18 protein-coding genes are annotated in these 22,231 nt (G+C 74.5%); 7 read left to right on the top strand and 11 right to left on the bottom strand.

What is annotated here, in order from left to right:
• Positions 1 to 85: 85 nt before the first annotated feature.
• Both ABZ793_RS15430 and ABZ793_RS15435 read right to left on the bottom strand, forming a co-directional pair.
• Positions 86 to 742: a 4'-phosphopantetheinyl transferase superfamily protein gene (locus ABZ793_RS15430; RefSeq protein WP_357457220.1), complete on the bottom strand. Its 657-nt coding sequence runs from the start codon at positions 740 to 742 to the stop codon at positions 86 to 88.
• The gene (locus tag ABZ793_RS15435) at positions 735 to 1,847 is read right to left on the bottom strand and encodes a crosslink repair DNA glycosylase YcaQ family protein (RefSeq protein WP_357457222.1); all 1,113 of its coding nucleotides are present in this window, start codon (positions 1,845 to 1,847) and stop codon (positions 735 to 737) included. Before ABZ793_RS15435 ends, ABZ793_RS15430 begins: the two co-directional genes overlap by 8 nt.
• A 173-nt stretch (positions 1,848 to 2,020) precedes the next feature.
• On the opposite strand from ABZ793_RS15435, the gene ABZ793_RS15440 reads away from it, so the two are divergent.
• Positions 2,021 to 2,257, top strand: a complete 237-nt coding sequence (locus tag ABZ793_RS15440) for a hypothetical protein (RefSeq protein ID WP_357457224.1) — start codon at positions 2,021 to 2,023, stop codon at positions 2,255 to 2,257.
• A gap of 13 nt (positions 2,258 to 2,270) precedes the next feature.
• Here ABZ793_RS15440 and ABZ793_RS15445 read toward each other — a convergent pair whose 3' ends face one another.
• The 6 genes from ABZ793_RS15445 to ABZ793_RS15470 form a co-directional block, all read right to left on the bottom strand.
• Positions 2,271 to 3,095 carry a BPL-N domain-containing protein gene (locus tag ABZ793_RS15445; protein WP_357457226.1) on the bottom strand — a complete coding sequence of 275 codons (825 nt, stop codon included), beginning with the start codon at positions 3,093 to 3,095 and terminating at the stop codon, positions 2,271 to 2,273.
• A gap of 16 nt (positions 3,096 to 3,111) precedes the next feature.
• Positions 3,112 to 4,431, bottom strand: coding sequence for a heparan-alpha-glucosaminide N-acetyltransferase domain-containing protein (locus tag ABZ793_RS15450; protein ID WP_357457228.1), 1,320 nt, complete (start codon positions 4,429 to 4,431; stop codon positions 3,112 to 3,114).
• A complete protein-coding gene (locus ABZ793_RS15455) occupies positions 4,428 to 5,189 on the bottom strand; it encodes a BPL-N domain-containing protein (protein WP_357457230.1) in 762 nt (253 codons plus the stop codon). Before ABZ793_RS15455 ends, ABZ793_RS15450 begins: the two co-directional genes overlap by 4 nt.
• Positions 5,189 to 5,998, bottom strand: coding sequence for an arginine deiminase-related protein (locus ABZ793_RS15460; protein ID WP_357457232.1), 810 nt, complete (start codon positions 5,996 to 5,998; stop codon positions 5,189 to 5,191). Before ABZ793_RS15460 ends, ABZ793_RS15455 begins: the two co-directional genes overlap by 1 nt.
• A gap of 82 nt (positions 5,999 to 6,080) precedes the next feature.
• Positions 6,081 to 10,124, bottom strand: a complete 4,044-nt coding sequence (locus ABZ793_RS15465) for a Pls/PosA family non-ribosomal peptide synthetase (protein WP_357457234.1) — start codon at positions 10,122 to 10,124, stop codon at positions 6,081 to 6,083.
• Positions 10,125 to 11,197: 1,073 nt separating this feature from the next.
• The gene (locus tag ABZ793_RS15470; protein WP_357457236.1) at positions 11,198 to 12,883 is read right to left on the bottom strand and encodes a phospholipid carrier-dependent glycosyltransferase; all 1,686 of its coding nucleotides are present in this window, start codon (positions 12,881 to 12,883) and stop codon (positions 11,198 to 11,200) included.
• Between the two features lie 83 nt (positions 12,884 to 12,966).
• Here ABZ793_RS15470 and rsmI point away from each other — a divergent pair, with 83 nt between their 5' ends.
• Positions 12,967 to 13,815 (top strand): 16S rRNA (cytidine(1402)-2'-O)-methyltransferase, encoded by an 849-nt coding sequence (rsmI, locus tag ABZ793_RS15475; protein WP_357457238.1) that lies wholly within the window; start codon positions 12,967 to 12,969, stop codon positions 13,813 to 13,815.
• A gap of 13 nt (positions 13,816 to 13,828) precedes the next feature.
• On the opposite strand, the gene ABZ793_RS15480 is transcribed toward rsmI, so the two are convergent.
• The gene (locus ABZ793_RS15480) at positions 13,829 to 14,824 is read right to left on the bottom strand and encodes a hypothetical protein (RefSeq protein ID WP_357457240.1); all 996 of its coding nucleotides are present in this window, start codon (positions 14,822 to 14,824) and stop codon (positions 13,829 to 13,831) included.
• Positions 14,825 to 14,973: 149 nt separating this feature from the next.
• Here ABZ793_RS15480 and metG point away from each other — a divergent pair, with 149 nt between their 5' ends.
• A complete protein-coding gene (metG, locus tag ABZ793_RS15485; RefSeq protein ID WP_357457242.1) occupies positions 14,974 to 16,806 on the top strand; it encodes a methionine--tRNA ligase in 1,833 nt (610 codons plus the stop codon).
• A gap of 86 nt (positions 16,807 to 16,892) precedes the next feature.
• On the opposite strand, the gene ABZ793_RS15490 is transcribed toward metG, so the two are convergent.
• Together ABZ793_RS15490 and ABZ793_RS15495 are read right to left on the bottom strand one after the other, a co-directional pair.
• Positions 16,893 to 17,744 carry an alpha/beta hydrolase gene (locus ABZ793_RS15490; RefSeq protein ID WP_357457245.1) on the bottom strand — a complete coding sequence of 284 codons (852 nt, stop codon included), beginning with the start codon at positions 17,742 to 17,744 and terminating at the stop codon, positions 16,893 to 16,895.
• An 87-nt stretch (positions 17,745 to 17,831) separates the two neighbouring features.
• Positions 17,832 to 19,061: a hypothetical protein gene (locus ABZ793_RS15495; RefSeq protein WP_357457247.1), complete on the bottom strand. Its 1,230-nt coding sequence runs from the start codon at positions 19,059 to 19,061 to the stop codon at positions 17,832 to 17,834.
• 95 nt (positions 19,062 to 19,156) lie between these two features.
• On the opposite strand from ABZ793_RS15495, the gene ABZ793_RS15500 reads away from it, so the two are divergent.
• Genes ABZ793_RS15500 through ABZ793_RS15515 form a run of 4 tightly spaced genes read left to right on the top strand, consistent with a single transcriptional unit; the run spans position 19,157 to position 22,117 of the window.
• The gene (locus ABZ793_RS15500; protein WP_357457249.1) at positions 19,157 to 20,092 is read left to right on the top strand and encodes a TatD family hydrolase; all 936 of its coding nucleotides are present in this window, start codon (positions 19,157 to 19,159) and stop codon (positions 20,090 to 20,092) included.
• Between the two features lie 52 nt (positions 20,093 to 20,144).
• On the top strand, positions 20,145 to 21,014 hold the full coding sequence (gene rsmA, locus ABZ793_RS15505) for a 16S rRNA (adenine(1518)-N(6)/adenine(1519)-N(6))-dimethyltransferase RsmA (RefSeq protein ID WP_357457251.1): 870 nt from the start codon (positions 20,145 to 20,147) through the stop codon (positions 21,012 to 21,014).
• A 9-nt stretch (positions 21,015 to 21,023) separates the two neighbouring features.
• On the top strand, positions 21,024 to 21,164 hold the full coding sequence (locus tag ABZ793_RS15510; protein WP_357457253.1) for a hypothetical protein: 141 nt from the start codon (positions 21,024 to 21,026) through the stop codon (positions 21,162 to 21,164).
• Positions 21,161 to 22,117, top strand: a complete 957-nt coding sequence (locus ABZ793_RS15515) for a 4-(cytidine 5'-diphospho)-2-C-methyl-D-erythritol kinase (RefSeq protein WP_357457255.1) — start codon at positions 21,161 to 21,163, stop codon at positions 22,115 to 22,117. Before ABZ793_RS15510 ends, ABZ793_RS15515 begins: the two co-directional genes overlap by 4 nt.
• Positions 22,118 to 22,231: the final 114 nt, after the last annotated feature.

Below are 22,231 nucleotides of genomic sequence, written 5' to 3' on the forward strand. Positions count from 1 at the left end.
AACATCCTCGCGTCTCCGGCGGCCCGGCGTCGTCCCCTGAACGGGTCCCATGCCGGGTCGAAGGGGCCATGGCCCCGGTGGCGGGTCAGCGGGGCAGCAGCACGGCGGCGGTGCGCACCAGGGCGTCGTCGACGCTGAACCGGCCGGTGACCAGGGTCGGCGGGTCGGCCACCGGGGCGGCGTCGATCCGGGCCGGCGTGATGCGGGCGGTGAACGTGCCGGCGTCCGGGTCGAGTTCCACCAGGGCGTCGTGGAAGTCCAGCCAGGTGCCGACGATCGGATGCCACACCTTGTAGACCGTCTCCTTCGCGCTGAACACCACCGCCGGCCAGGAGGTCCCCGCCGGCAGACGGGCGAACCGGTCCTCCTCCTCGGGCAGGCAGATCAGCCGGCGTACGCCCGAGTTGAGCTCCTTGTGCCGCTCGGCGTCGATGCCGACCGACCGGACCTCGGCGCCGCGGGCCGCGACGGCCGCGCAGTAGTCCCGGGTGTGGGTGATGGCGCCGACCACGCCCGCCGGCCAGACCGGCGACCGGTCGGCCGCAGCCGGCACCGGGGCCGGGGGCACGCCGAGCGCCGCCATCGCGCGGCGGGCGCACACCCGCCCGGCGGTGAAGTCGCGGCGGCGGCTCTCCACCGCCCGGTCGCTGAGGCACGCCCGCTCGGCCGGCAGCAACTCGCCCGTCCAGTCCGCCGGCCCGGCCACCGCCACCGCCACCGACGGCGGCAGCAGGTCACGCATCGCCACCCCCCGAGAGGTACGCCCGCACGCGCGCCCGCTCGGCGTCGAGCCCGCCGGCCGGCACCGGCGGCGACTCCGGCCACAGGTCCACCACCGGTTCGCCGTCGCGGGCCTCCCAGGTGCCCACCACCCGTCCCCGGTGCACCACCACCGGCGAGATCCAGCCTGCGGCCCGGCTGACGGAGGCGCGTCGGTCGGCCGGGAGGATCGTGGTGTCCTTCGTGCCCGGCCCGAGCACCCACTGGTCGAAGGCGGGCAGCAGGCGTACGGCGTCGTCGGGGCGGGCGGCGGCGATCTCGTCCACGTCGACCGCCCGGGCGTACGCCGGCCGCTCGTCGACGGTCACCGGCACCAGCTCGCCCGCGTCGACGAGCCGGGCGAACCAGCCGCGCAGCGCGGCCCGCTTCGAGCCGCCCCGGCTCAGCCACTGGTCGAATGTCTCCGCGCTCGCCGGCCCGTACGCGCCCAGCCAGGCCGGCACCACCCGGGACGCGGCCTCCTCGGGGTCGGGCAGGCCGGGCCAGTCGGGCAGCAGCGTCTCCGGCCGGGTGAAGGTGACCCGGTTGCCCTCGGTCGGCCCCTGCACCAGCAGGCCCTGCCAGGCCAGCGGCTTGAGCACGGCCCCCCACCCGGAGTCGAGGTGTGCGGCGACCGTCCGGTCGCCGGTGCGTTCCACGATCTCGGCGGTGAGCTGCTCCCGGGTCAGCGTCCGGCCGTCCAGCGCGGCGGCGGCCGACTCGGCGATCGCCGCGAGCCGGTCCACGGTCACGAAGGTGCGCTGCCACGAGCCCTTCTCCCAGAACCGGCCGGCGGCCAGCAGGGACAGGCAGGCGGGCGCGTCCTCGACGCGCAGCACGTGCAGGGTGCCGCGCATCGCCCAGGTGCGCAGCAGCCGACGCCCCGCGAGCGCGGCCGCGACGGCCCCGGGCCGGGGATCGGCCTGCCGGGCGGCGACGGCCTGCTCGGCGGCGGAGGCGGCCTGCGCCTGCACGCCGACGAGCCGGCCGACCACGTCGACGGGGTCCACGCCCGTCGGCCGGTGCAGCAGGTGCCGGCCGGCCCGCCAGGCCAGCACCTGGTCCACGGTCAGCGTCGCGATGGCCATGGTTGGTGAACGTACCGCAACCGCGTAACGCCGTAGCGTTCGGCGGCGCTGATGGGGCGTCGCAGGGGGGACGACTCTCATCCATTGTCGACTCTGGTCCGCCGGGGGCGGGCCGCCACGTGAACCGGAGAGGGAGTGCGATGACCGGTGGTGTGGAAGGCTCAACGTCCCCCGTGGACGATCACGCGCCGGTGACGCCGGGCTGGACCTGCGGCACCTGCGGCGCCGACTGGCCGTGCACCACCAAGCGCGCCCGGTTGCTGGAGGAGTACCGGGTCGACCGCGCCATGCTCAGCGTCTACCTGGGCTCCTGCCTCGCGGCCGCCGCCCAGGACCTGACGCCGGCGCCCGGGGCCACCCTCCAGGACCGGTTCATGGGCTGGCTGCCCCGGCAGCACCGGCGCGAGTGACGGCACCGGGAGATCAGCTCCCACCGGACGCCGGGGCCCACCCGTCCACCGTGCTCCGCACCAGGTCATGGCCCAGGTCGAGGCGGATGCCGTCCGGGTTGGTCAGCTCGGCGTCGGCGTACCACGACCGGTCGGCTTCGGGGTGCGGTCCCACGAGTCCGACCCGCCCGGCGCCGAAGGCGGTGACGACGGCGGCGGGTGCGCCGGTGTCGTAGGTGGCGAGCACCATGCCCGGCGCCCCGGGTCGCAGCTCGAGCGTCGGCCCGTCCTGGAAGAACATGTGCCGGGTCCTGCCGCGCCACCGGACGGGGATCACCGCGTCGTCGACGCTGTCGACGCTCGCCCCGGCCGTCCTGATGTACTGGTCGACCTTCCCGTCGAGCAGCCCGAAGCCGGGCCGGGCGGCGGCGAGGTACGCCCCCAGGCAGAAACCGAGGTAGTGGCCGCCGTCGCGGACGAAGCCACGGACGTCCTCGGCGTGGTCACGCAGCCTGCGCCAGGCCGGGCCGACGTTGCCGCCGCCGGGTTGGGCGTAGACCGCCGCTTCGGTCAGCGTGCTCCGCGAGATCTGCCGCTGCTCGCCCGGGCCGCAGTATTCGGTGCGGAACCCGCCCGGCGCGCTGCGCAGGAGGGCGGCCACGGCCTCGGCGCAGCCGGAACAGGCGGCCGCCCCCCGGTAGACCAGTGCCAGCGGCCGGTCGCCGTTCCCGGTGACCGCCGACATGCCGGCCCAGGCGAGGGCGGCCAGGGTGCCGGCGGCGCCGGCACCGACGACGAGGCGTCGTCGGCTGATCCGCCCGGTCTCTTCCCGCAGCAGGCCCGAGCTGATCCGTCCCATGTCGCACGCCTGCCGTTCAGCCGCGCCGCCAGGCGGTCGCGTGCCGGTCGGCGGAGGGCGGCGCCGGCCGTGCGTACATCGACATGCCGCCCCGACCCCGCGATGCTCGGCCTGGCCGGGTGACCAGTCGACCCGCGCCTCGCGAGAGCAGCGTCACGAGCCCTTCCAGCGGGCCGCGGCCCGCGGTTGCCCACCAGGCGGTCGCGATCAGCACGATGGCCACGACCTGCGCGACGTATCCGGCCATGGGCTCGAGGGTGTCGAGGTCGGAATTGATGAACACGATGTGCGCGGTGTAGAGCGTCAGCGTCATGCTGCCGGCTGCGGCGAGGGGCACCAGCAGCACGGAGGTCGCCCGCCGTGCGACGTGGCCGAGGAGCAGCATGGCGGCGAGCACGGCGATCGCGCTCCCGATCGTGCCGAGCAGATCGAGCGGGGTGCTGGTGTGCGGCGCGTCGACCGCGAGCCACCACCACGTCGAGGTGGGCGTGCTGCCGTCCCCGCCGAGCGCGAGGAGTCCGCTCGTCTCGGCCACGGTCAACCCGCTCTTCGGCTGCGTGAACCAGATCTGCTGCAGGCCCTCGTACCGGTTCAGCAGGACCCACGACACCACCGGCGCCGCCGCGGCGAGCGCGACCCCGGTGTAGAGCAGGCCGAGGATCACCGACATCCGGGTGAGGGTCAGCCGCCCGACCACCAACCCGGCGCAGAGGTACGCCAGCCACGTCACCGCAGGGAATTCCCCCGTCATCGACAGCTCGGTGAGCAGCGCGCCTGGAGCGTCGACGAGATGCGCGAACGCCGGGTTGTCGTAGGTCGGCTCCGGCAGCTGCGGCAGCAGGAGCTGGCGGAGCACGGGACTGCCGGCGGCCACGGCCAGGCCGGTGAACGCCACCAACCAGGTCGGCAGGAACACCAGCGGGATGGCCAGCACGAACATCACCGCGTAGTACGGCAGGATCACCGACGCCAGGGACGCGTCGGCGTAGCCCAGGGCCAAGCCGATCGCACCGATGGCCAGGGCCCGGACGACGAGCGCCGCCACCGGACCCGCGCCGGCGGTCAGGCGGACCCGCCGTCGACCGGTCATGAACGCGATGCCGACCCCGGCCAGCACCGCGAACAGGGCGGCCGCCCGACCGCCGAAGACGGTGAACGACCAGGTCGGTCGGCCCAGGGCGTCGGACTGGTACAACGAATGCACGGCGATCATCCCGAACAGCGCGACGCCACGCGCGGCGTCCACGCCGAGCAGTCGGGAGCGCCCGGACGTCGCGGGCGGAGCGTCGCCGGCGCGGTCCAGGGCGGCGCGGCTGAGGTAAACGGTCTGTGTCATGGCCTCATCACGGTGTCGATCAGGTCGCAGCCGAGATCCGTGCCGAGCCGGTCGGCGATCGGCAACCCGGCGTCGACGTACCAGTCGTCGGTGGCTTCGGGGTGGGGGCCGACGACTGCGACCCGGCCCGCGCCGAAGGGGGCGACCATCGCGGCGACCGTGCCGTTCGGGTAGGTCGCGAGGACGTCGGCCTCGGCCTTCGGGCGCAGCCAGAAGTACGGGCCGTCCTGGAAGAAGAGCGTCCGCTGCCGGCCGCGCCAGGAGACCTGGACGACGGTGTTCCGCTCCGAGTCGACCGTGGCGGCGGACGAGGCGATGTACTGGTCGGTGTCGCCGGGCAGGAGGCCGAAGCCGGGCGTGGCCCCCGCGAGGTAGCCGCCGAGGCAGATGCCGAGGTACCTCCCGCCGGAGTGGACGAACTGCCTGATCTCGTCGCGGTGGCGCTTCAGGTGGCGGTAGCCGCGGTTGAGGGTGCCGCCACCGGGCTGGGCGTAGAGCGTCGCCCCGGCCAGTGCCCGCCGGGTCAGCGGCAGGTCGTCGGCGTCCGGGCCGACGTACCGGACGTCGAAGCCCCAACGGCTGGACTTGAGCAGCGCCGCCACCGCCTCCGGGCAGCCGGGCAGCGTTGCCGGCCCCCGGTACACCAGCGCCACCGGCGGCTCCGGCGACCCGGGCAGTGGCGAGCGGGCCGCCAGGCCACGGCCGGCGAGTGCCCGCCCGCCGGCGGCGAGCAGCCGACCGACGTTCCCCATCGCCATCACGGCCTCGCCGGCAGGGGGTTGTCGAGGGTCAGCGCGGTGCAGCGGACCCCGCCTCCGCCCTTGGCGAGCTCGGTCGTGTCGAGTTCGACGACCCGCAGGCCGCGCTCACGCAGCGCGGTCGCCAGGCGCGGCGCCCCCCTGGTCATGGTCACGGTGGTGCCGTCACTGACCAGGTTGAGCGCGAAGCGCGTCGCCTCCTCGACGCAGACCTCGATCAGGTCCATGCCGAGGCCGCGCAGCCGATGGCGGCTCGGCTCGTCGAGGGCCTCCGGGCAGTAGGCGAGCGTTCGCCCCGGCTCGACGACCCCGACCGCCAGGTCGAGGTCGTACCACTGCTGGCTCACCGTTCGCAGCGGCACGATCTCGTAGCCCAGCTCTCCCGCGAGCACGGCATGCATCCGCCGGTCGGTCCGCTGGCCGTAGCCGGCGAGCAGCAGGTCGCCGCAGGCCAGGGCGTCGCCCTGCCCGCTGAACGGGTACGGCGCCTCCAGGACCTCGAAGTCGTGGTCGATCAGCCACTCCTGGAAGTACGGCAGCTCCGCCTTGCGCTCCGGTGGTGGTGCTCCCAGCACGGCCCGACGGCCCCGTACCAGGGCGGCGTTGGCGGTGAAGACCATGTCCGGGCACTCCGGCGCCGACGTCACGTACTCGATGCGGCGCCCCGCCGCCCGGTGCGCGGCGACGATGCGCTCGTGTTCGAGGATCGCCACCGCGTGGTCGGGCTGGATCTCGGTGTGCATGTACGGGTTGATCTCGTAGTCGACGCGGAAGTGGGCCGCGTCGGAAACCAGCAGTGCCTTGTTCATCGAGCGTTCTTCCCTTTCGGTGGATGGATGGTGGACGGGATCGGTTGCGGCGCGGTGCGAGCCGCAGCCGTACGGCGCGGCATCAGGCCGCCCGTTGGCCGGTGGTGTCGTGGGTGAGCACGCCCTGGGCGGGGATCCCGCGCCATCGGGTCCCGGAAACCAGGTGTTCGCCCTTCATCAGCAGCGAGAGCGAGCCCAACATGACGTCGTCGCCGACGACCGCGTCGTAGAGCACGATGGCGCGGGTGCCGATCGTGGCGCCGGCGCCGACCGTGACGACGGACATCTTCATCACCCGGTCCTCGAACAGGTGGGTCTGCAGCGACACCTCGGTGCCCACGGTCGCGTCGTCGCCGATCTCGACGAGGTCGAACTCGGTGAGGTACGTCGTGCCGATCCAGGTGCGTCTGCCGACGCGGACCCCGAACCAGCGCAGCAGCGGCGGTAGGAACGGCGTGCCGACCAGGAGCCCGATGCCGGCGGGGACCGCCGCGGCCTCGTAGAGGCCGGTGACGAACTCGGTGCGCCGGACGAAGCCGCTCCACAGCGGTTCCACCCGGGGCCGGTAGGTGCCGACGACGTTGCGCTTGGTCGCCGCGCAGAAGGCGATCACGGCGACGCTCGACGTCATCGCGACGAAGGGCGACACCAGCGCCGGCACGAGCAGGTCCCGACCGTTGGCGAGTTGGGACAGCGCCAGGAGGTAGAGGTAGAAGCTGGCGCCGAGCACCGATGCGGGCAGGGTCGCGCGGAAGAACTCGACGAACAGCCGGCGGGCCACCACGGGGCGTGGCGGGCGGTACGTCACCTCCTCCGAGAAGGAGCCGCTGCTCTGGCGCGCCGGCAGGTGCATCGCCGGTGAACCCAGCCAGGACGTGCCCTCCGGGACGCCGTCGTCGGGCGGCAGTGTGCCGACGCCGATCAGGGACCCCTCGCCCAGCACCGTGCCGGCCGGTACGAACGCGGCGTTGCCGACGAAGGCCCGGCTGCCGACCGTGGTGGGCAGGAACGCCATCCGGCCGTTGCCGAACGTCGCGGCGCCGAGGCTGGCCATGTCGGCGACGAAGCTCTCCGATCCCAGGGTGAGCAGGTCCGGGTCCAGGTGCGCGGCGGTGGAGACCTCGGCGCCGCGGCCGACCCGGGCACCCAGCAGTCGCAGCCAGGGCCCGGTGTAGAGGGTCGCGTAGAGCGAGTTGGTGAACATGAGGCTCGACTCGAGCAGCTTGTCGGCGATCCACTTGCGCACGCCGAGCATCGAGTGGATGCGGTGGTGAATGCCGACCGGCACCCGCGGCAGCACGAGACGCTTGCCGGCGGCGACCAACGCGCAGACGGTGAGCACGTAGACGATCCCGGCCGGCAGGGTCGCGACCAGGCCGGCGAGCAGGCCACGGGTCAGCAGCACCCACCACACCAGCGCCACGCTGGGCAGGACCATCGCGATCGCCCCGAGTTCCAGCCCGACCAGGCCGACCAGCGCGGCGGCGATGTGGTGCACGCGCCAGCCACGCCGCAGGCGGCGGTAGCTGAGCAGGGATTCGACGGTGGGAGCGAGCCGGGGGATCGGTGCCGGCGGCGAGCCCGCCCAACGCTCCCCAGGTGGCACCGTCTCGCCGTGGACGAGGACGGACTGTTCGCCGAGGCCGGCGTCCGCCCCGACCGAGGCGCCGGGCTCGAGGACCGCGTTCGCGCCGACGAAGGCGTCCGCCCCGATCGTGACCGGCCCGACGACGACCCAGCCGTCCTCCGCCCGCCACGGCCGCAGCGAGACGCCGTACCCGACCGAGGCGTCCCGCCCGACGGAGATCAGGGTCGGCAGGCTGATCGCGCTGGTCGCGATCATGGTCCGGCGGCCGATCCGGGCACCGAGCAGCCGCAGGTAGGTCGCCATCAGCGGAGAACCGCTGAGCATGGGCAGCGGCCCGACCGCCAGCAGCGTGTTCAGCGCCCAGAGCCGGACGTAGGTGGGGCCCCACAGGCGGTACCGGCCGGGCCGGATGCCCGCGGCCAACGGCCGGGCCAGCAGCACCGGCAGCACCCACCGCACGCCGAGGTAGCTGAGCAGGATCGCGACCATCAGCTCCACGAGGACGCGGGCCGACACGAAACCGTCGTTGCGGGTGTAGACGTAGGAGACGGGGAGCGTGACCGCCAGCAGCAGCAGGTAGATCACCGCCGCCTGGCCGGACCCGGCCAGCGCGATCCGCCGGCTGCTGTGCCGCACCGGGGCGGGGCGGGGCGGAGCGCTGGGCGCGACGGTCCGATCGGCGGCGCCGAGATGGGCCGCCATGCCTCGTACGGTCGGGTGGGCGTACAGGTCGCGGACCGCCGGGCTCACGCCGACCTTGCGGGCGCGCAGCAGCGACACCACCCGCGCCGCGAGCAGCGAGTGCCCCCCGAGGTCGGCGAAGAAGTCCGCCTCGACCGAGAGCGCCTCCGACTCGATGCCGAACGCCTCCGCCCACGCCGCGCGTACCTGCTCCTCCAGCTCGCCCTCGGCGGCCACGACGGGGCCGGTGGCGAGGGTGAGCCGGCGGTTCGGCGGGGGCAGCCGTCTCCGGTCGACCTTGCCGCTGGGCATGGTCGGCAGCGCGGTGACGACGTCCAGGAAGGAGGGCACCATGTAACCGGGCAGCCGGGTCTGCAGGGTCTGACACAGCCGGGCGACCAGTTCCTCGCGCCCTACCTCGTCGCTGTCGTGCGCGACGAGGTAGGCGGCCAGCTCGTGGGGGGCGTCCGGGGCGTCGGCGACCGGGACCAGCGCCGCCACGGCCTCGGCCACCCCCGGGTCCTCCAGCAGCACGCTCTCGATCTCACCGAGGTCCACCCGATGGCCACGGATCTTGACCTCGGAGTCCGCCCGGCCCAGGTACTCGATCTCGCCGTCCTCGGTGATCCGACCGAGGTCCCCGGTGCGGTACAGCCGACCGCCGGGCGGTGCCAGGGCGTGCGCGATGAACCGGTCGGCGGTCAGGTCCGGGCGCCCCACGTACCCGCGCGCCACCCCCGGGCCGCCGATGCAGATCTCACCCACCTCGCCGTCGGCGACCGGCTGCCGCTGCTCGTCCAGCAGCACCACGGAGTAGGTCGGCAGGGGCCGCCCGATGGTGACCGGTCGCCCGGGCAGCAGCTCGCCCCAGGTCGCGGTGACCGTGGCCTCGGTCGGCCCGTAGGTGTTGAGGATCCGCCGGCCGGGCCGGCTCCACCGCTCGACCAGCTGCCCCGGGCAGGCCTCCCCGCCGACGAGCAGGTTGCGGATCCGGGGCAGGTCGCGCGGAACGGTGGCCAGCAGGGTGGGCACGCAGTAGAGGACGGTGATGCGTGCCTCGTCGAGGAAGTCCGCCAGCTCCGCGCCGAGGCGGCGCGAGTCGTTCGGGCCGGCCACCAGGGTGGCGCCGACCGACCACGTCGGCCAGATCTCCTCGATCGCGAAATCGAACGCGATCGTCATGCCCTGGTAGACCCGGTCCGTCGGGCGCACGTCGTACACGCCGGGCACCACGTCGAGAAAGTTGCAGATGCTCGACTGCGCGACGTCGACGCCCTTGGGCCGACCGCTCGACCCGGAGGTGTAGATCACGTAGGCGCCGGGGTCCTGGCTGCCGTCGCCGCCGAGTTCCGGCCGGTCCGCGGGCGCGGCGGCGAGTTCGGCGGCGCACTCGTCGACGACGAGGGCCGGCCGGTCGCCCACCCGGTCGGCGAGCGCCGAGGACGTCAACACCAGGTCGACGGCGGAATCCTCGGCGATGTAGGCGACCCGGTCGGCCGGCGACTCGGGGTCGATCGGCACGAACGCCGCGCCGGCCTTCCCCACGCCCAGCAACGCCACGTACGTCTCGACGGAGCGCCGCAGCAGGATGGCCACCCGCGAGCCGTCGCCGACACCGAGCGCGCGCAGGTGGTGGGCCAACCGGTTGGCGCGCTCGTCCAGCTCGCGGTAGGTCAACCGCGCATCGCCGCACTCGAGCGCGACGGCCGCCGGGTTCCGGTCGCACGCGGACTCGAACACGTGGTGCAGGCGCCGCGTGCGCGTGACGCCGCCCTCGTCCCACGGCCCCCGGACGGCATCGACGACCAGCGAGCCGACCGCGACGCGCGCCTCCGCGTCCGGAAGACGCTCCGGCACCGGGGGAGACGTGGGCGTACCGGTGAGACCTACCTGTTCCACGGAACCGCGAACCTCCTGCGTCGATTACGGGCAAGCAACCGGTGCCGTGCGGCGGACGCCTGTGCGGACCCCCCGTCATCACCGGAGCGGTGGCAGGGATGTCCGACAGGGGCCACCCGCAGGGCAGGTGCGATGGACAGCGAGATCGCCGTGAAGCCCGTGAGGCGTCACGGAAGTGGCGAAACGTTGGGACGGGTGTCGGCTGGACCGCCGACCGCCGCCGGGATCAGCCGGCGCTTGCGCCTGCTACCGGCCGGGGCTGATCGGTCGCGCGCCGATGGGGCGGGCGTCGACGTCCCGGGGGACGCGGGTCGGGAGCGCCGGTCCCGACCGGACAGTGGCCGCGACGGCCGAGAGGCGCGTCAGGGGGCCTGCCGCGGCGGGGACGCGGCTGCGCCGCGCCGGTCGATGTCGCCGCCCGGTGGCGTCGACGAGGGCCGGGGCGGCGACGGAGCGGGCGGCGGGGACGGAAAGTCCCTTGAGGACGGCGGGCGACCCACCGTCGTGAATGTAGACGACCACTCGGACGAGAGTAGGGAGGCAATTGGAACTATATGTCGGGTTATGCGGTGTTGCGTGACGTGCGGTCTCCAGAAGGTGAACATCCGGATGAACGGCCTGTCCGGCGACGCCGATGACGATCGGCGCAGGCGGTCGAATATGGAATGACCGGGCATGAACCGCACGCCGGCCAAGGGGGACGGTCGACCGGGAAGTTCGGTCGGCTGTCGGCCTGCGGTGGCCCGTCGATCCGCACCGTTTGCGCAGGATGACGGACCGTAAGATGCCGGATGTAAACCATCCGTTCGGTGTCGCGTAGGTCGGAAATCTGACCGAAGTCGACCCGTTGTGCCAGTGGTGTGGGGTGGCTAAGCTCTTCATGCGCGCCCCAATCGCCCGCTTCCCCCGTGGCAGGCGATCGGGGCGCGCTTCTACGTCGACGGGCCCGCACGCGTGGCGTGCGGGCCCGTTTCTCGTGCGCACGCCGCGCCCCGGTGGCCCCGGAGCCGCGGCGGGTCGCGCGCCGTCGGTCAGATCCAGCGGCCGTCCAGCCACATCCGCGCCGACCACTCGGCGTACGGGAGCAGCTTGCCGACGAAGATCGGATGGAAGTACGCGAAGCAGAGCGCGACCAGCAGGACGTACGCCCCGGCGATCACCCCGCCCACGAGCCGGCGGTCCTGGCCGGCGTCGAGCGGCGCGACGGTGCCGCCCCCGGGCGGGCCGGCGGGTGTGACGATCGCGCCGAGCACGTAGACCACCGCCAGCACCAGGAACGGCAGCACCGGCGCGGTGTAGAAGGAGAACATCGTCCGGCCGTCCAGCGCGAACCAGAACCAGGGCAGCAGGCCGGCCGCCACGACGAGCAGGATCGCGCCGGCCCGCCAGTCCCGCCGGGCCAGGCCCAGCCACGTCAGCGCCACCAGGGCGGGCAGGAACGACCACCAGAGCAGGGGCGTGCCGAGCAGCAGGACCTCCGAGGCGCAGCTCGGCGCGCCGCAGGCCCCGTTGCCTGACCAGTAGAAGGCGACCGGCCGGCCCAGCAGCAGCCACTGCCACGGCCACGACTGGTACTTGTGCCCCTCGTCCAGAGTCCGGTGGAAGCCGTACGCCGCCTTGTGGTACTCGACGAGGTTGTGCAGGGCGCCGATGACGGGGGTGTCGCTCAGCGGCGCGTTCGGGTACCGCTCCGCGAGCCGGTAGTAGCCGTCGTCGCCGAGCAGCCAGCCGGACCAGGTGGCGACGTAGGTGACCACCATCAGCACCCCGGCCAGCACCAGCCAGGGCAGCTCGTCGAGGAGGGTGTCCCGCCACGGCCGGCGGGCGCCCGCGGAGCGGCGGACCCCGACCTCCCAGAGGATCACCAGCAGCGCGAACACGGGCAGGAAGTAGAGCGCGCTCCACTTCACCGCGCAGGCACCGCCGAACAGCACCCCGGCGGCCAGCCGCCACCACGGCCAGGTCCGCCAGCCGCCCGCCGGCCGCCCGGCCCGCCCCGGCCGGCCCGGGTCGAGGCCCGCCTCCAGCGCCCGGGCCCACCGGCGGCGCCGGGCGTCCCGGTCCAGCACCAGGGCGCCGAACGTGGCCAGCACGAAGAACAGCAGGAAGATGTCGAGCAGCGCCGTGCGGGACAGCACCAGGTGGAAGCCGTCCAGCGCGAGCAGCAGGCCGGCCGCGCAGCCGAGCGCGGTCGAGCGGAACATCCGCCGGCCGATGCGGACCAACATCAGCACCGACAGGGTGCCGACGACCGCCGCCGAGAACCGCCAGCCGAACTCCGGGGCGGTGGTCATCAGGTGCCCCGGCGCGGAGATGCCCTGCTCGGCGTCCGAGTAGCCGAAGGCCCACTCGCCGAGCCCGATCAGCCACTTGCCGAGCGGCGGGTGGACCACGTACGAGGGGCCGTTGTCCTGGTAGTTCCACTCGACGCCCTTGTCGACCAGGGCCCAGCCCTCGCGGGCGTAGTAGATCTCGTCGAAGATCTTCCCGGGCGGATGGCTCAGGCCGACGAACCGCAGGATCGCCGCGATCGCGACGATCACGCCGGTGGCCAGCCAGGAGCGCCCGTCCAGCCGGGCCTCCACGGTCGCCAGCCGGCGCCGGACGATGCCGGGAACGCCGCCGCCGGGAGCCGGGGACGATCCTTCCGCCGGCGCCCCCGCCGTGGGATCGGGTCCCGCCTGGTCCGCGCTCTGTGCTGTCGACGCACTCGTCACCCGGCGATCGTAGGCTGCCAAGGTGCCCGGTGGCGCCCGTCGCCTCCGATACCGGCACCCCTGTCGATGAAGGAGCCGTTCCCGTGGGTGAAATGTCCGACACCGGGCGCCTGATCCTCCTCGGCGCGCCGCTCGGCAACCCGGCCGACGCCTCGGCCCGCTTCCGCGAGGTGCTCGCCACCGCCGACGTGGTGGCCGCCGAGGACACCCGCCGGCTCACCCGCCTGGCCCGCGACCTGGACGTCACCGTGGCGGGGCGGATCGTCTCCTACTTCGAGGGCAACGAGGAGCGGCGCACCCCCGAGCTGGCCGACGTGTTGACCGCCGGCTACGTGGTCGCCCTGGTCACCGACGGCGGCATGCCGAGCGTCTCCGACCCCGGCTACCGGCTGGTGCGGGCCGCCCTGGACGCCGGCGTGCCGGTCACCGCCGCGCCCGGTCCGAGCGCCGTCACCACCGCGCTGGCGCTGTCCGGGCTGCCCTGCGACCGGTTCTGCTTCGAGGGCTTCCTGCCGCGCACCCCCGGCGCCCGCCGGTCCCGGCTGCGGGCGCTCGCCGCCGAGGAACGGACGCTGGTCTTCTTCGAGGCGCCGCACCGGATCGCCGGCGCGCTCGCCGACCTGGCCGCCGCGTTCGGCGCCGACCGGCCTGCCGCGCTGTGCCGCGAGCTGACCAAGACGTACGAGGAGATCGTCCGCCGCCCGCTCGGCGAGCTGGCCGACTGGGCCGCCGCGGGGGAGCCGCGCGGCGAGATCACCCTCGTGGTGGCGGGCGCGCCCGAGACGGCCCCGGAACGCCCCGACGACGACACCCTGCGGGCCGCCGTCGCCGCCCGGGAGGCCGCCGGCCTGTCCCGGCGGGACGCGATCACCGAGGTCGCCACGGAGTACGGCCTGCGCCGGCGCGACGTCTACGGCGTCGTGCACGCCTGACGCGCGAGGCGACTCACCAGGCGGCGACGAGGAAGCCGAGGGTGAGCGCCAGCGGGCCGGCCACGGCGCCGGTGACCGCCCAGCGGCGGGTCCGGGGGTCGGCGAGCCGGGTGGCCCCGGTCCACCTGGCGATCCCGGCGCAGCAGCCCAGCACCACCAGCAGGCCGAGCAGCCAGCGCAGGTGCCCGGCCGCCCCGGCGTCCGCGTACGCGGTGCCGCCGTCCGGGCCGGTCATCCGGGCCGGCAGCGTCGCGCCGGTCGCGGTCCGCTCCGCGGCCACCCCGCTGACCCGTACGCCGTGCGCGATCCACGGCTCGTCGGCGGGGGCGAAGTTGCCCCGGCAGCGCTGGGTGAGCCCGTCCCCGGTGCAGTCGACGATCACCGCCGTGCCCCGCGTGGCGTGCCCCACCGCCAGCCAGAACGGCCCCGCGCTGACCCAGGCGAAGAAGGCCGCGACCAGGCTCAACGCCAGCAGCACGGCCAGCCCCGGCAGCGGATCGGGCGGGCGCGGGGCGCGCCGGGCCTGCCGGTCCCCGTCCCGGGAGGACCGCTGCCGTTCGTGCGGTGGCTCCTCTCTGATCGGCGTGCCGTCCCAGTGCACCTGTTCGATCGGCGGCCAGTACGCGCCGTCGTCGCCGTCGGGCGTGCCGCCGGCGTCGTCGCCGTCCGGCGTACCCCCGTCGGCGGGACGTCCCCGGCGGGCGTGGTGGGGCTGGCGGACCGGGACCCGGCGCGGCACGGCGTCGACCGGCGCCCCGGTCGTGGGCTCGACCTCGGCGGCCGGCTCGGCGGCCCCGGCCGGTTCGGCGGGCGGCCCGGCGGGGTCGGCGGGCGGCCCGGTGGGCGGCCTGGCGGGCGCGGCCGGCGGCTCCGGCGGCGCGGCGGGCGGGACCACCCGCGGATGCGGCGCGACGGTGCCGCGCGACGCACCGGCCGCACCGCCGTCCGGCGGGCCGGAGGGGCGGTCGTCGTGATCCCGGGCCGCTCGTCTGCCAGTCACGACGTTCATTGCACCCCGCCACCCGCACGCGAACGGGCAGCTCGGGCCGCGTGTCGGCGACAAATCGGACAAATGGCGGAGCCGATCCGGCCGGTCCGCCGACCCGCGAGGCCTATTGATTCGCGGTCACCCGAAGCGGGTCACTAGGCTTGCTGGTCATGAGTCACGTTCTCGCGGCGGTTGCCTGGCCGTACGCCAACGGCCCGCGCCACATCGGCCACGTCTCCGGTTTCGGCGTTCCCTCCGACGTCTTCAGCCGGTACATGCGGATGGCCGGCCACGACGTGCTCATGGTGTCGGGCACCGACGAGCACGGCACCCCCATCCAGGTGCAGGCGGACGCCGACGGCGTCACCCCGCGCGAGCTGGCCGACCGCTACAACCGGGTGATCGTCGAGGACCTGCACGGCCTCGGGCTCTCCTACGACCTGTTCACCCGCACCACCACCCGCAACCACTACGCGGTGGTGCAGGAGCTGTTCGAGGGGATGTACCGCAACGGCTACATCGTCCCGAAGACCACCATGGGCGCGATCTCCCCGTCCACCGGCCGGACCCTGCCCGACCGCTACATCGAGGGCACCTGCCCGATCTGCGGCTACGACAGCGCCCGCGGCGACCAGTGCGACAACTGCGGCAACCAGCTCGACCCGATCGACCTGATCGACCCGAAGTCGCGGATCAACGGGGAGACCCCGAAGTTCGTCGAGACCGAGCACTTCTTCCTGGACCTGCCCGCTCTGGCCGACGTGCTGCGGCAGTGGCTGGACACCCGCGAGGGCTGGCGGCCCAACGTGCTGCGCTTCTCGCGGAACCTGCTCGACGACCTCCAGCCCCGGGCCATCACCCGGGACCTGGAGTGGGGCGTGCCGATCCCGCTCGACGGCTGGCGGGACCGCCCCGACAAGCGCATCTACGTCTGGTTCGACGCGGTGATCGGCTACCTCTCCGCCTCGATCGAGTGGGCCCGCCGCTCCGGCGACCCCGAGGCGTGGCGCAGGTACTGGAATTCAACGGGCGCGGAGGGCGGTGTCCCGTTTGCCGACGGAGTCGGCGGTGACGCCCGCGCCTACTACTTCATGGGCAAGGACAACATCGTCTTCCACTCGGTGATCTGGCCGGCGCTGCTCTCCGGCTACTCGGGCGAGGGTGACCGCGACGGCCAGCCGGGCGAGCTGGGCCGGCTCAACCTGCCCACCGAGGTGGTCTCCAGCGAATACCTGACCATGGAGGGGCGCAAGTTCTCCTCCTCCCGGCGGGTCGTCATCTACGTCCGGGACTTCCTGGAGCGGTACGACGCCGACGCGCTGCGCTACTTCATCGCCGCCGCCGGCCCGGAGAGCAACGACACCGACTTCACCTGGGCCGAATTCCTCCGCCGCAACAACGACGAGCTGGTCGCCGGCTGGGGCAACCTGGTCAACCGCTCCATCTCGATGGCGGCGAAGAACTTCGGCGCGATTCCGCCCGTCGACCCGGCCGGGCTCACCGAGGCCGACGAGGCGCTGCTCGCGGTCGCCCGGGCCGGCTTCGCGACGGTCGGTGACCTGATCGCCCGGCACCGGCAGAAGCAGGCCATCGGCGAGGCGATGCGGGTGGTCGCCGAGGCCAACAAGTACCTCTCCGAGCAGGCACCGTGGAAGCTCAAGGGCGAGGCCGACAAGCCCCGGATGGGCACCATCCTGCACGTCGCCCTCCAGGTGGTCAGCGACGCCAACACGCTGCTCACCCCGTTCCTGCCGCACTCCGCGCAGAAGGTGCACGAGCTGCTCGGCGGCACCGGCGTGCACGCCCCGATGCCGGTCATCGAGGAGGTCGACGACCTCGACGGCGGGCCCGCGTACCCGGTGCTGACCGGTGACTACTCGGTCGGCGCGCGCTGGGAGTCCGTGCCGCTGGAGGTGGGCCGGGCGTTGGCCGCACCGAAGCCGGTCTTCCGCAAGCTCGACCCGTCGATCGTCGACGAGGAGCTGGCCCGCCTGGCCGGCTGATCCCGAGCGTGCCGACGGGCGCGGCCCCCGAGGGGGTCGCGCCCGTCGTCGTCCACGCCAGGCCGTGCGGCTGCGCCCCGGGACGGTCAGGCCCGCGCCATCGCCGGCGCGCCGATGAAGTCCATGATGCTGCGGTTCACCTCGGGCGCGTTCGTCCACGGGATGCCGTGCGGCGCGCCCTTCAGGGTGACCAACCGGCTGCCGGCCAGCATCGGCTGGAGCCGCTGCCCCGTCTTCGGGTACGGCAGCACCGCGTCGGAGTCGCCCTGCACGATCAGCACCGGCACGTCGATGCGGGACACGTCGCCCCGGAAGTCGGTCTGCCAGGCATCCACGCTGTCGTGGGTTCCCTTCGCCGAGGCCCGGGCGCCGATCTCCCAGTGCGCCCGGAACGCCTCCTCGCTGACCAGCTTGCCCCTGTTCTCCTGGTAGTTGAAGAACGCCTCGCAGAAGGTGGTGAGGTAGGCGAAGCGGTCGTCGAGGATGGCCTGCTGGAAGCCCTGGAAGAGGCTCTTCTCGACCCCCTCCGAGTTGTCCGAGGTCTTCAGCAGGAACGGCGCGAGCGGGGCCAGCAGCACCGCCCGGTCGACCCGCTGCGAGCCGTACACGCCCAGGTAGCGGGTCACCTCGCCGGTGCCCATCGAGTGGCCGACCAGGATCGCGTCGCGCAGGTCCAGCTCGGTCATCAGCACGTCGAGGTCGGCGGCGAACGTGTCGTAGTCGTACCCGAACGCCGGCTGGGCGGAAGCGCCGAAACCCCGCCGGTCGTACGTGATCGTCCGGTATCCGGCGGCCAGCAGCGGCCCGGTCTGCTTCTCCCAGGTCGCGCCGTTGAACGGGAAGCCGTGGATCAGCACGATCGGCTGACCGGAGCCGTGGTCCTCGTAGTACAGGTCGATGGGGGCGGAGTTCTCCGTCCCCACGGTGATGAAAGGCATGCGCGTCTCCTGGTCACGTGACGGCTGGACGCGTGCGGGTTCCCACCCCGTCCCCGGTTATGCCGGCGAGATCTGGCACGGGCCGGGTCAGAGCCGGTACGGCAGGTCCACCACCCGGTCCTCGGTGACCTCGGCGGCCGGCGCCCACGCCTCGTAGACGCCCCGCTCCTGGCACTGCGCCCCGGTCTCCGCCACCGCGTCCGGATCCGGTCGGCGCAGTCGCAGGCGGAGCCAGCCGGTCTCCTCCCGCAGCACCAGGCAGGGCACGCCCCGCCAGTCGGCCACCCGCAGCCGGCGGGCCGCCCACTCGACCGGGTACCGGGCGGCGCGGGTCATCGCCAGCACCCGGAACCCGCCGGGCAGGTCGGCCACCGCCTCGTAGTCGCCGCCGGCGTAGCCGCCGACCAGCCGGGTGGAGCGGGGCGCCTCGCCCGTCGGCACGTACTCCTGGTCGGGGGAGAGCCCCGGCACCGCCGCGAGCAGGTGCCGCCACTGCGGGCCGGCCATCCGCAGCCAGCCGCGCTGCTCGGCCTGGTAGCTGTAGAGCACGACCTCCACGCCGTCGGCCGGGTAGGCGAGCAGGGTGGCGTTCGCCGGCATCGGCAGGTCCGCGAAGTCCCGCGTGACGAACTCCGGGACGAGCTGGCCGCTGCTCGGCACGAACCCCGTGCCGAGGACCGCCGCGCCGATCCGGTCGCGGGGCGCCAGCGCCGTCAGGCCGCGGTGCGCGTCGCCGACCGGCACGTCGTAGTCGCCCGGGTCGGCGGCCCGCCAGCGCAGCGCGTACGTCACGTCCGCGCCGTCCCGGGCGTCCGAGCCGTCGGTGCGCAGCACCGTCGTCGCCGCCGGGGTACGCAGGTGCGCCACGTCGTGCTCCCGGTAGCAGAAGCCGTGCGGCAGCCACCCGCGCACGTACCCGGCGAGCTGCCGGGCGGAGAGCACCTTCACCATCCGGGTGCCGCGCCGGACCACCGCCGAGGCGCGCACCGCCGCCAGCGTCGGGTCGCCGGCCGCCGTCGGCTGCTGGCTGAGCTGCTGCACGTACGACCAGCCCCGCTCCCGGTGCAGCGGCACCAGCAGCGGCGCCTCCGGCTCCTCGACCGGCTCCGTCGCCGGATGCACGTCGCTGACCTCGGTGGCGTGCACGAACCTGCGCCACGGCCGGGTCGTGCCCGGCCGGGACCACTCGAAGCCGGGCGCCTCGGCCGCGCTGGACAACTCGTACGCCGCGCCCCGGGCGATCTCCTCCGCCGGGTACACCGCGCCCTCGTATGTGACGCTGAGGCTGTTTCCGCTGGTCTGAGGGGTGACGGTCACCCCGCTGACGCTAGGCCCGACATGTGCCGAGTCGGTGAACGGCCGGTGGCGTCCCCGCGACGCGGGCCGCCGACGGTGTGTGATGCTGGCCTGCGATGAGCGAGCCCACCGAAACCCGCAAGCAGCGCGCCGCCCGCCGGGCCGGGGAGTTCCCGCCCGCCCCCGAGCCGCTGCCCCGCCCCGTGCTGGACAGCCACACCCACCTCGACATCACCGTCAACGAGGCCGGCGTGCCCCCACAGGCCGCGCCGGGCGAGCCGGCGGCGCGGGCAGCTGCCGACTCGAGCGGCGGCCCCGCCGCGGACCCCGTCGCCGCGGTCGTCGCCGTCGCCGCCTCCGTGGGCGTCGACCGGCTGGTGCAGGTCGGGGTGGACGTGGCGTCGTCCCGTTGGGGCGCCGACGCCGCCGACGCCCACCCGGCCGTGCTGGCCACCGTGGCGCTGCACCCGAACGAGGCGCCCCGCCTGGCCGACCTCGACGAGGCGCTGCGCGAGATCGAGGCGCTCGCCGCCCGCGACCGGGTACGCGGCATCGGCGAGACCGGCATGGACTTCTTCCGCACCGGGGAGGAGGGTCGGGCCGTGCAGGAGGAGAGCTTCCGCGCGCACATCGCCATCGCCAAGCGGTACGGCAAGGCGCTGGTCATCCACGACCGCGACGCGCACGCCGACGTGCTGCGGATCCTCGACGACGAGGGCGCGCCCGACACCGTGGTGCTGCACTGCTTCTCCGGCGACGCCGACTTCGCCGCCGAGTGCGTCCGCCGCGGCTACCTGCTCAGCTTCGCCGGCACCGTCACCTTCGGCAGCGCCGGGGCGCTGCGCGAGGCCGCCGCCCTGACCCCGCTCGACCAGATCCTGGTGGAGACCGACGCGCCGTACCTGACCCCGATGCCGCACCGCGGCCGGCCCAACGCGTCGTACCTGATCCCGCTGACCGTCCGGGCGCTGGCCGAGACGACCGGCGCGGACCTGGACGACCTCTGCGCCGCCATCTCCGCCACCGGCGACCGCGTCTTCGGCCCGTGGTGACCGGCAGGTCCCCCCTCCGCACGCCCGTGCCGGCCCGCATAGGCTACGGGGCGTGACCGGTCTCCTCGGCCCGGCGGAGATCCGGGAACTGGCCGCCCGGCTGGGCGTCGCCCCCACCAAGAGGCTCGGCCAGAACTTCGTGCACGACCCCAACACGGTGCGGCGCATCGTCACCGCCGCCGGGCTGACCCCGGACGACGTGGCGCTGGAGGTCGGCCCCGGCCTCGGCTCGCTCACCCTGGCCCTGCTCCCCGCCGCCGCCCACGTGCACGCTGTGGAGATCGACCCGACGCTGGCCGGCGCGCTGCCGGAGACCGCCGCCCGGCACGCCGGCCCGGACGCCGCCCGGCTCACCGTGCACCACGCCGACGCGCTGCGCGTACGCGCCGCCGACCTGGCCGACCCGGCGCCGACCGCGCTGGTGGCGAACCTGCCCTACAACGTGGCCGTGCCGGTGGTGCTGCACCTGCTCGCCGAGCTGCCCAGCCTGCGGCACGGCCTGGTGATGGTGCAGAAGGAGGTCGCCGACCGGCTCGTAGCCGGTCCCGGCTCCAAGGTGTACGGCGTCCCGTCGGTCAAGCTCGCCTGGTACTCCCGCGCCCGCGCCGCCGGGAAGGTCCCGCCGAACGTGTTCTGGCCGGTGCCGAACGTCGACTCCGGACTGGTCGCCTTCACCCGCCGCGAGCCGCCCCGCGACGACGTACCCCGGGAACGGGTCTTCGCCGTGGTGGACGCGGCGTTCGCGCAGCGCCGCAAGACCCTGCGCGCCGCGCTGGCCGGCTGGGCCGGCGGCGCGGACCGGGCCGCCGCCGCGCTCGCCGCCGCCGGCGTCGACCCCGGCGCGCGCGGCGAGTCGCTCTCCGTCGAGCAGTTCGCCGCCATCGCCGCGTCGGCCCCGGCCGCCCCGTCCGCCGCACAGTAGGCTGACGCCGTGCCCGCCCCGGGCCATCCGCACGTGTACGCGTACGACCTGGTCGACGGCCGGTGCGTGCCGGCCGCCGACGCCGCCGAGGAGCTGATCGTGGAGAAGCCGTTCGACATCCGCCTGCGCCCGCGGGACACCGCCCCGTGACCGAGGCCTGGGGACCGGACGACGAGGACGAGCAGCGGCGGCGCGGCGCCAGCGGACCGGTGCGGGTCCGGGTGCCCGCCAAGGTCAACCTGCACCTCGGGGTGGGGCCGCTGCGCCGCGACGGTTACCACGAGCTGAACACCGTCTACCACGCCATCTCCATCCACGACGAGCTGACCGCCCGCCGGGGCGACACGCTCACCCTCACCATGGAGGGCGAGGGCGCCGGCGAGCTGGCCCTGGACGACTCCAACCTGGTCATCCGGGCGGCCCACGCCCTCGCCGGGTACGCCGGGGTGACGCCGCACGCCCGGCTGCACCTGCGCAAGCAGATCCCGCTGGCCGGCGGGCTGGCCGGGGGCAGCGCCGACGCCGCCGCCGCACTGGTCGCCTGCGACGCGCTCTGGGGCACCGGGCTGTCCCGCGACGAGCTGGCCGGGATCGCCGCCGACCTGGGCTCCGACGTGCCGTTCCTGATCTACGGCGGCACGGCGCTCGGCACCGGCCGGGGGGAGGCGGTCAGCCCCGTGCTGGCCCGCCCCACGTCCTGGCACTGGGTCGTCGCCATCGCCGACGGCGGCCTCTCCACCCCGGCCGCCTACCGCGAACTGGACCGGCTCCGCGACGCCGGCACCGCCGGCGCGCCGCTGGGCAGCACCGACGCGCTGCTCGCGGCGCTGCGCCAGCGGGACCCGCGGGTGCTCGCCGCGACCCTCGGCAACGACCTCCAGGACGCCGCCCTGGCCATGCGCCCGTCGCTGGCGGCGACGCTGAAGGCCGGCGAGGCGGCCGGCGCGCTCGCCGGCATCGTCTCCGGCTCGGGGCCGACCTGCGTCTTCCTCGCGATGGACGCCGCCGACGCCGAGCGGATCGCCGCCGAGCTGGCGTCGGCCGGGGTGTGCCGCGAGGCACGGACCGCCCACGGCCCGGTCGCCGGCGCCCGCATCATCTGACCGCCGGCGCTCCGGCGCCCGCTGACCTGGAACAAGCCGGCCGCCCCGCTGGTTGATTCGCGGCGGGCCCGGCTCCGGCCGGGGCGGGCCCCGGCGCCCGCGTACGCTGGGAGG

Origin of the sequence: Micromonospora sp. NPDC047465 (assembly GCF_040643125.1) — a bacterium.
In the GTDB taxonomy this organism is placed as follows: Bacteria; Actinomycetota; Actinomycetes; order Mycobacteriales; family Micromonosporaceae; genus Micromonospora.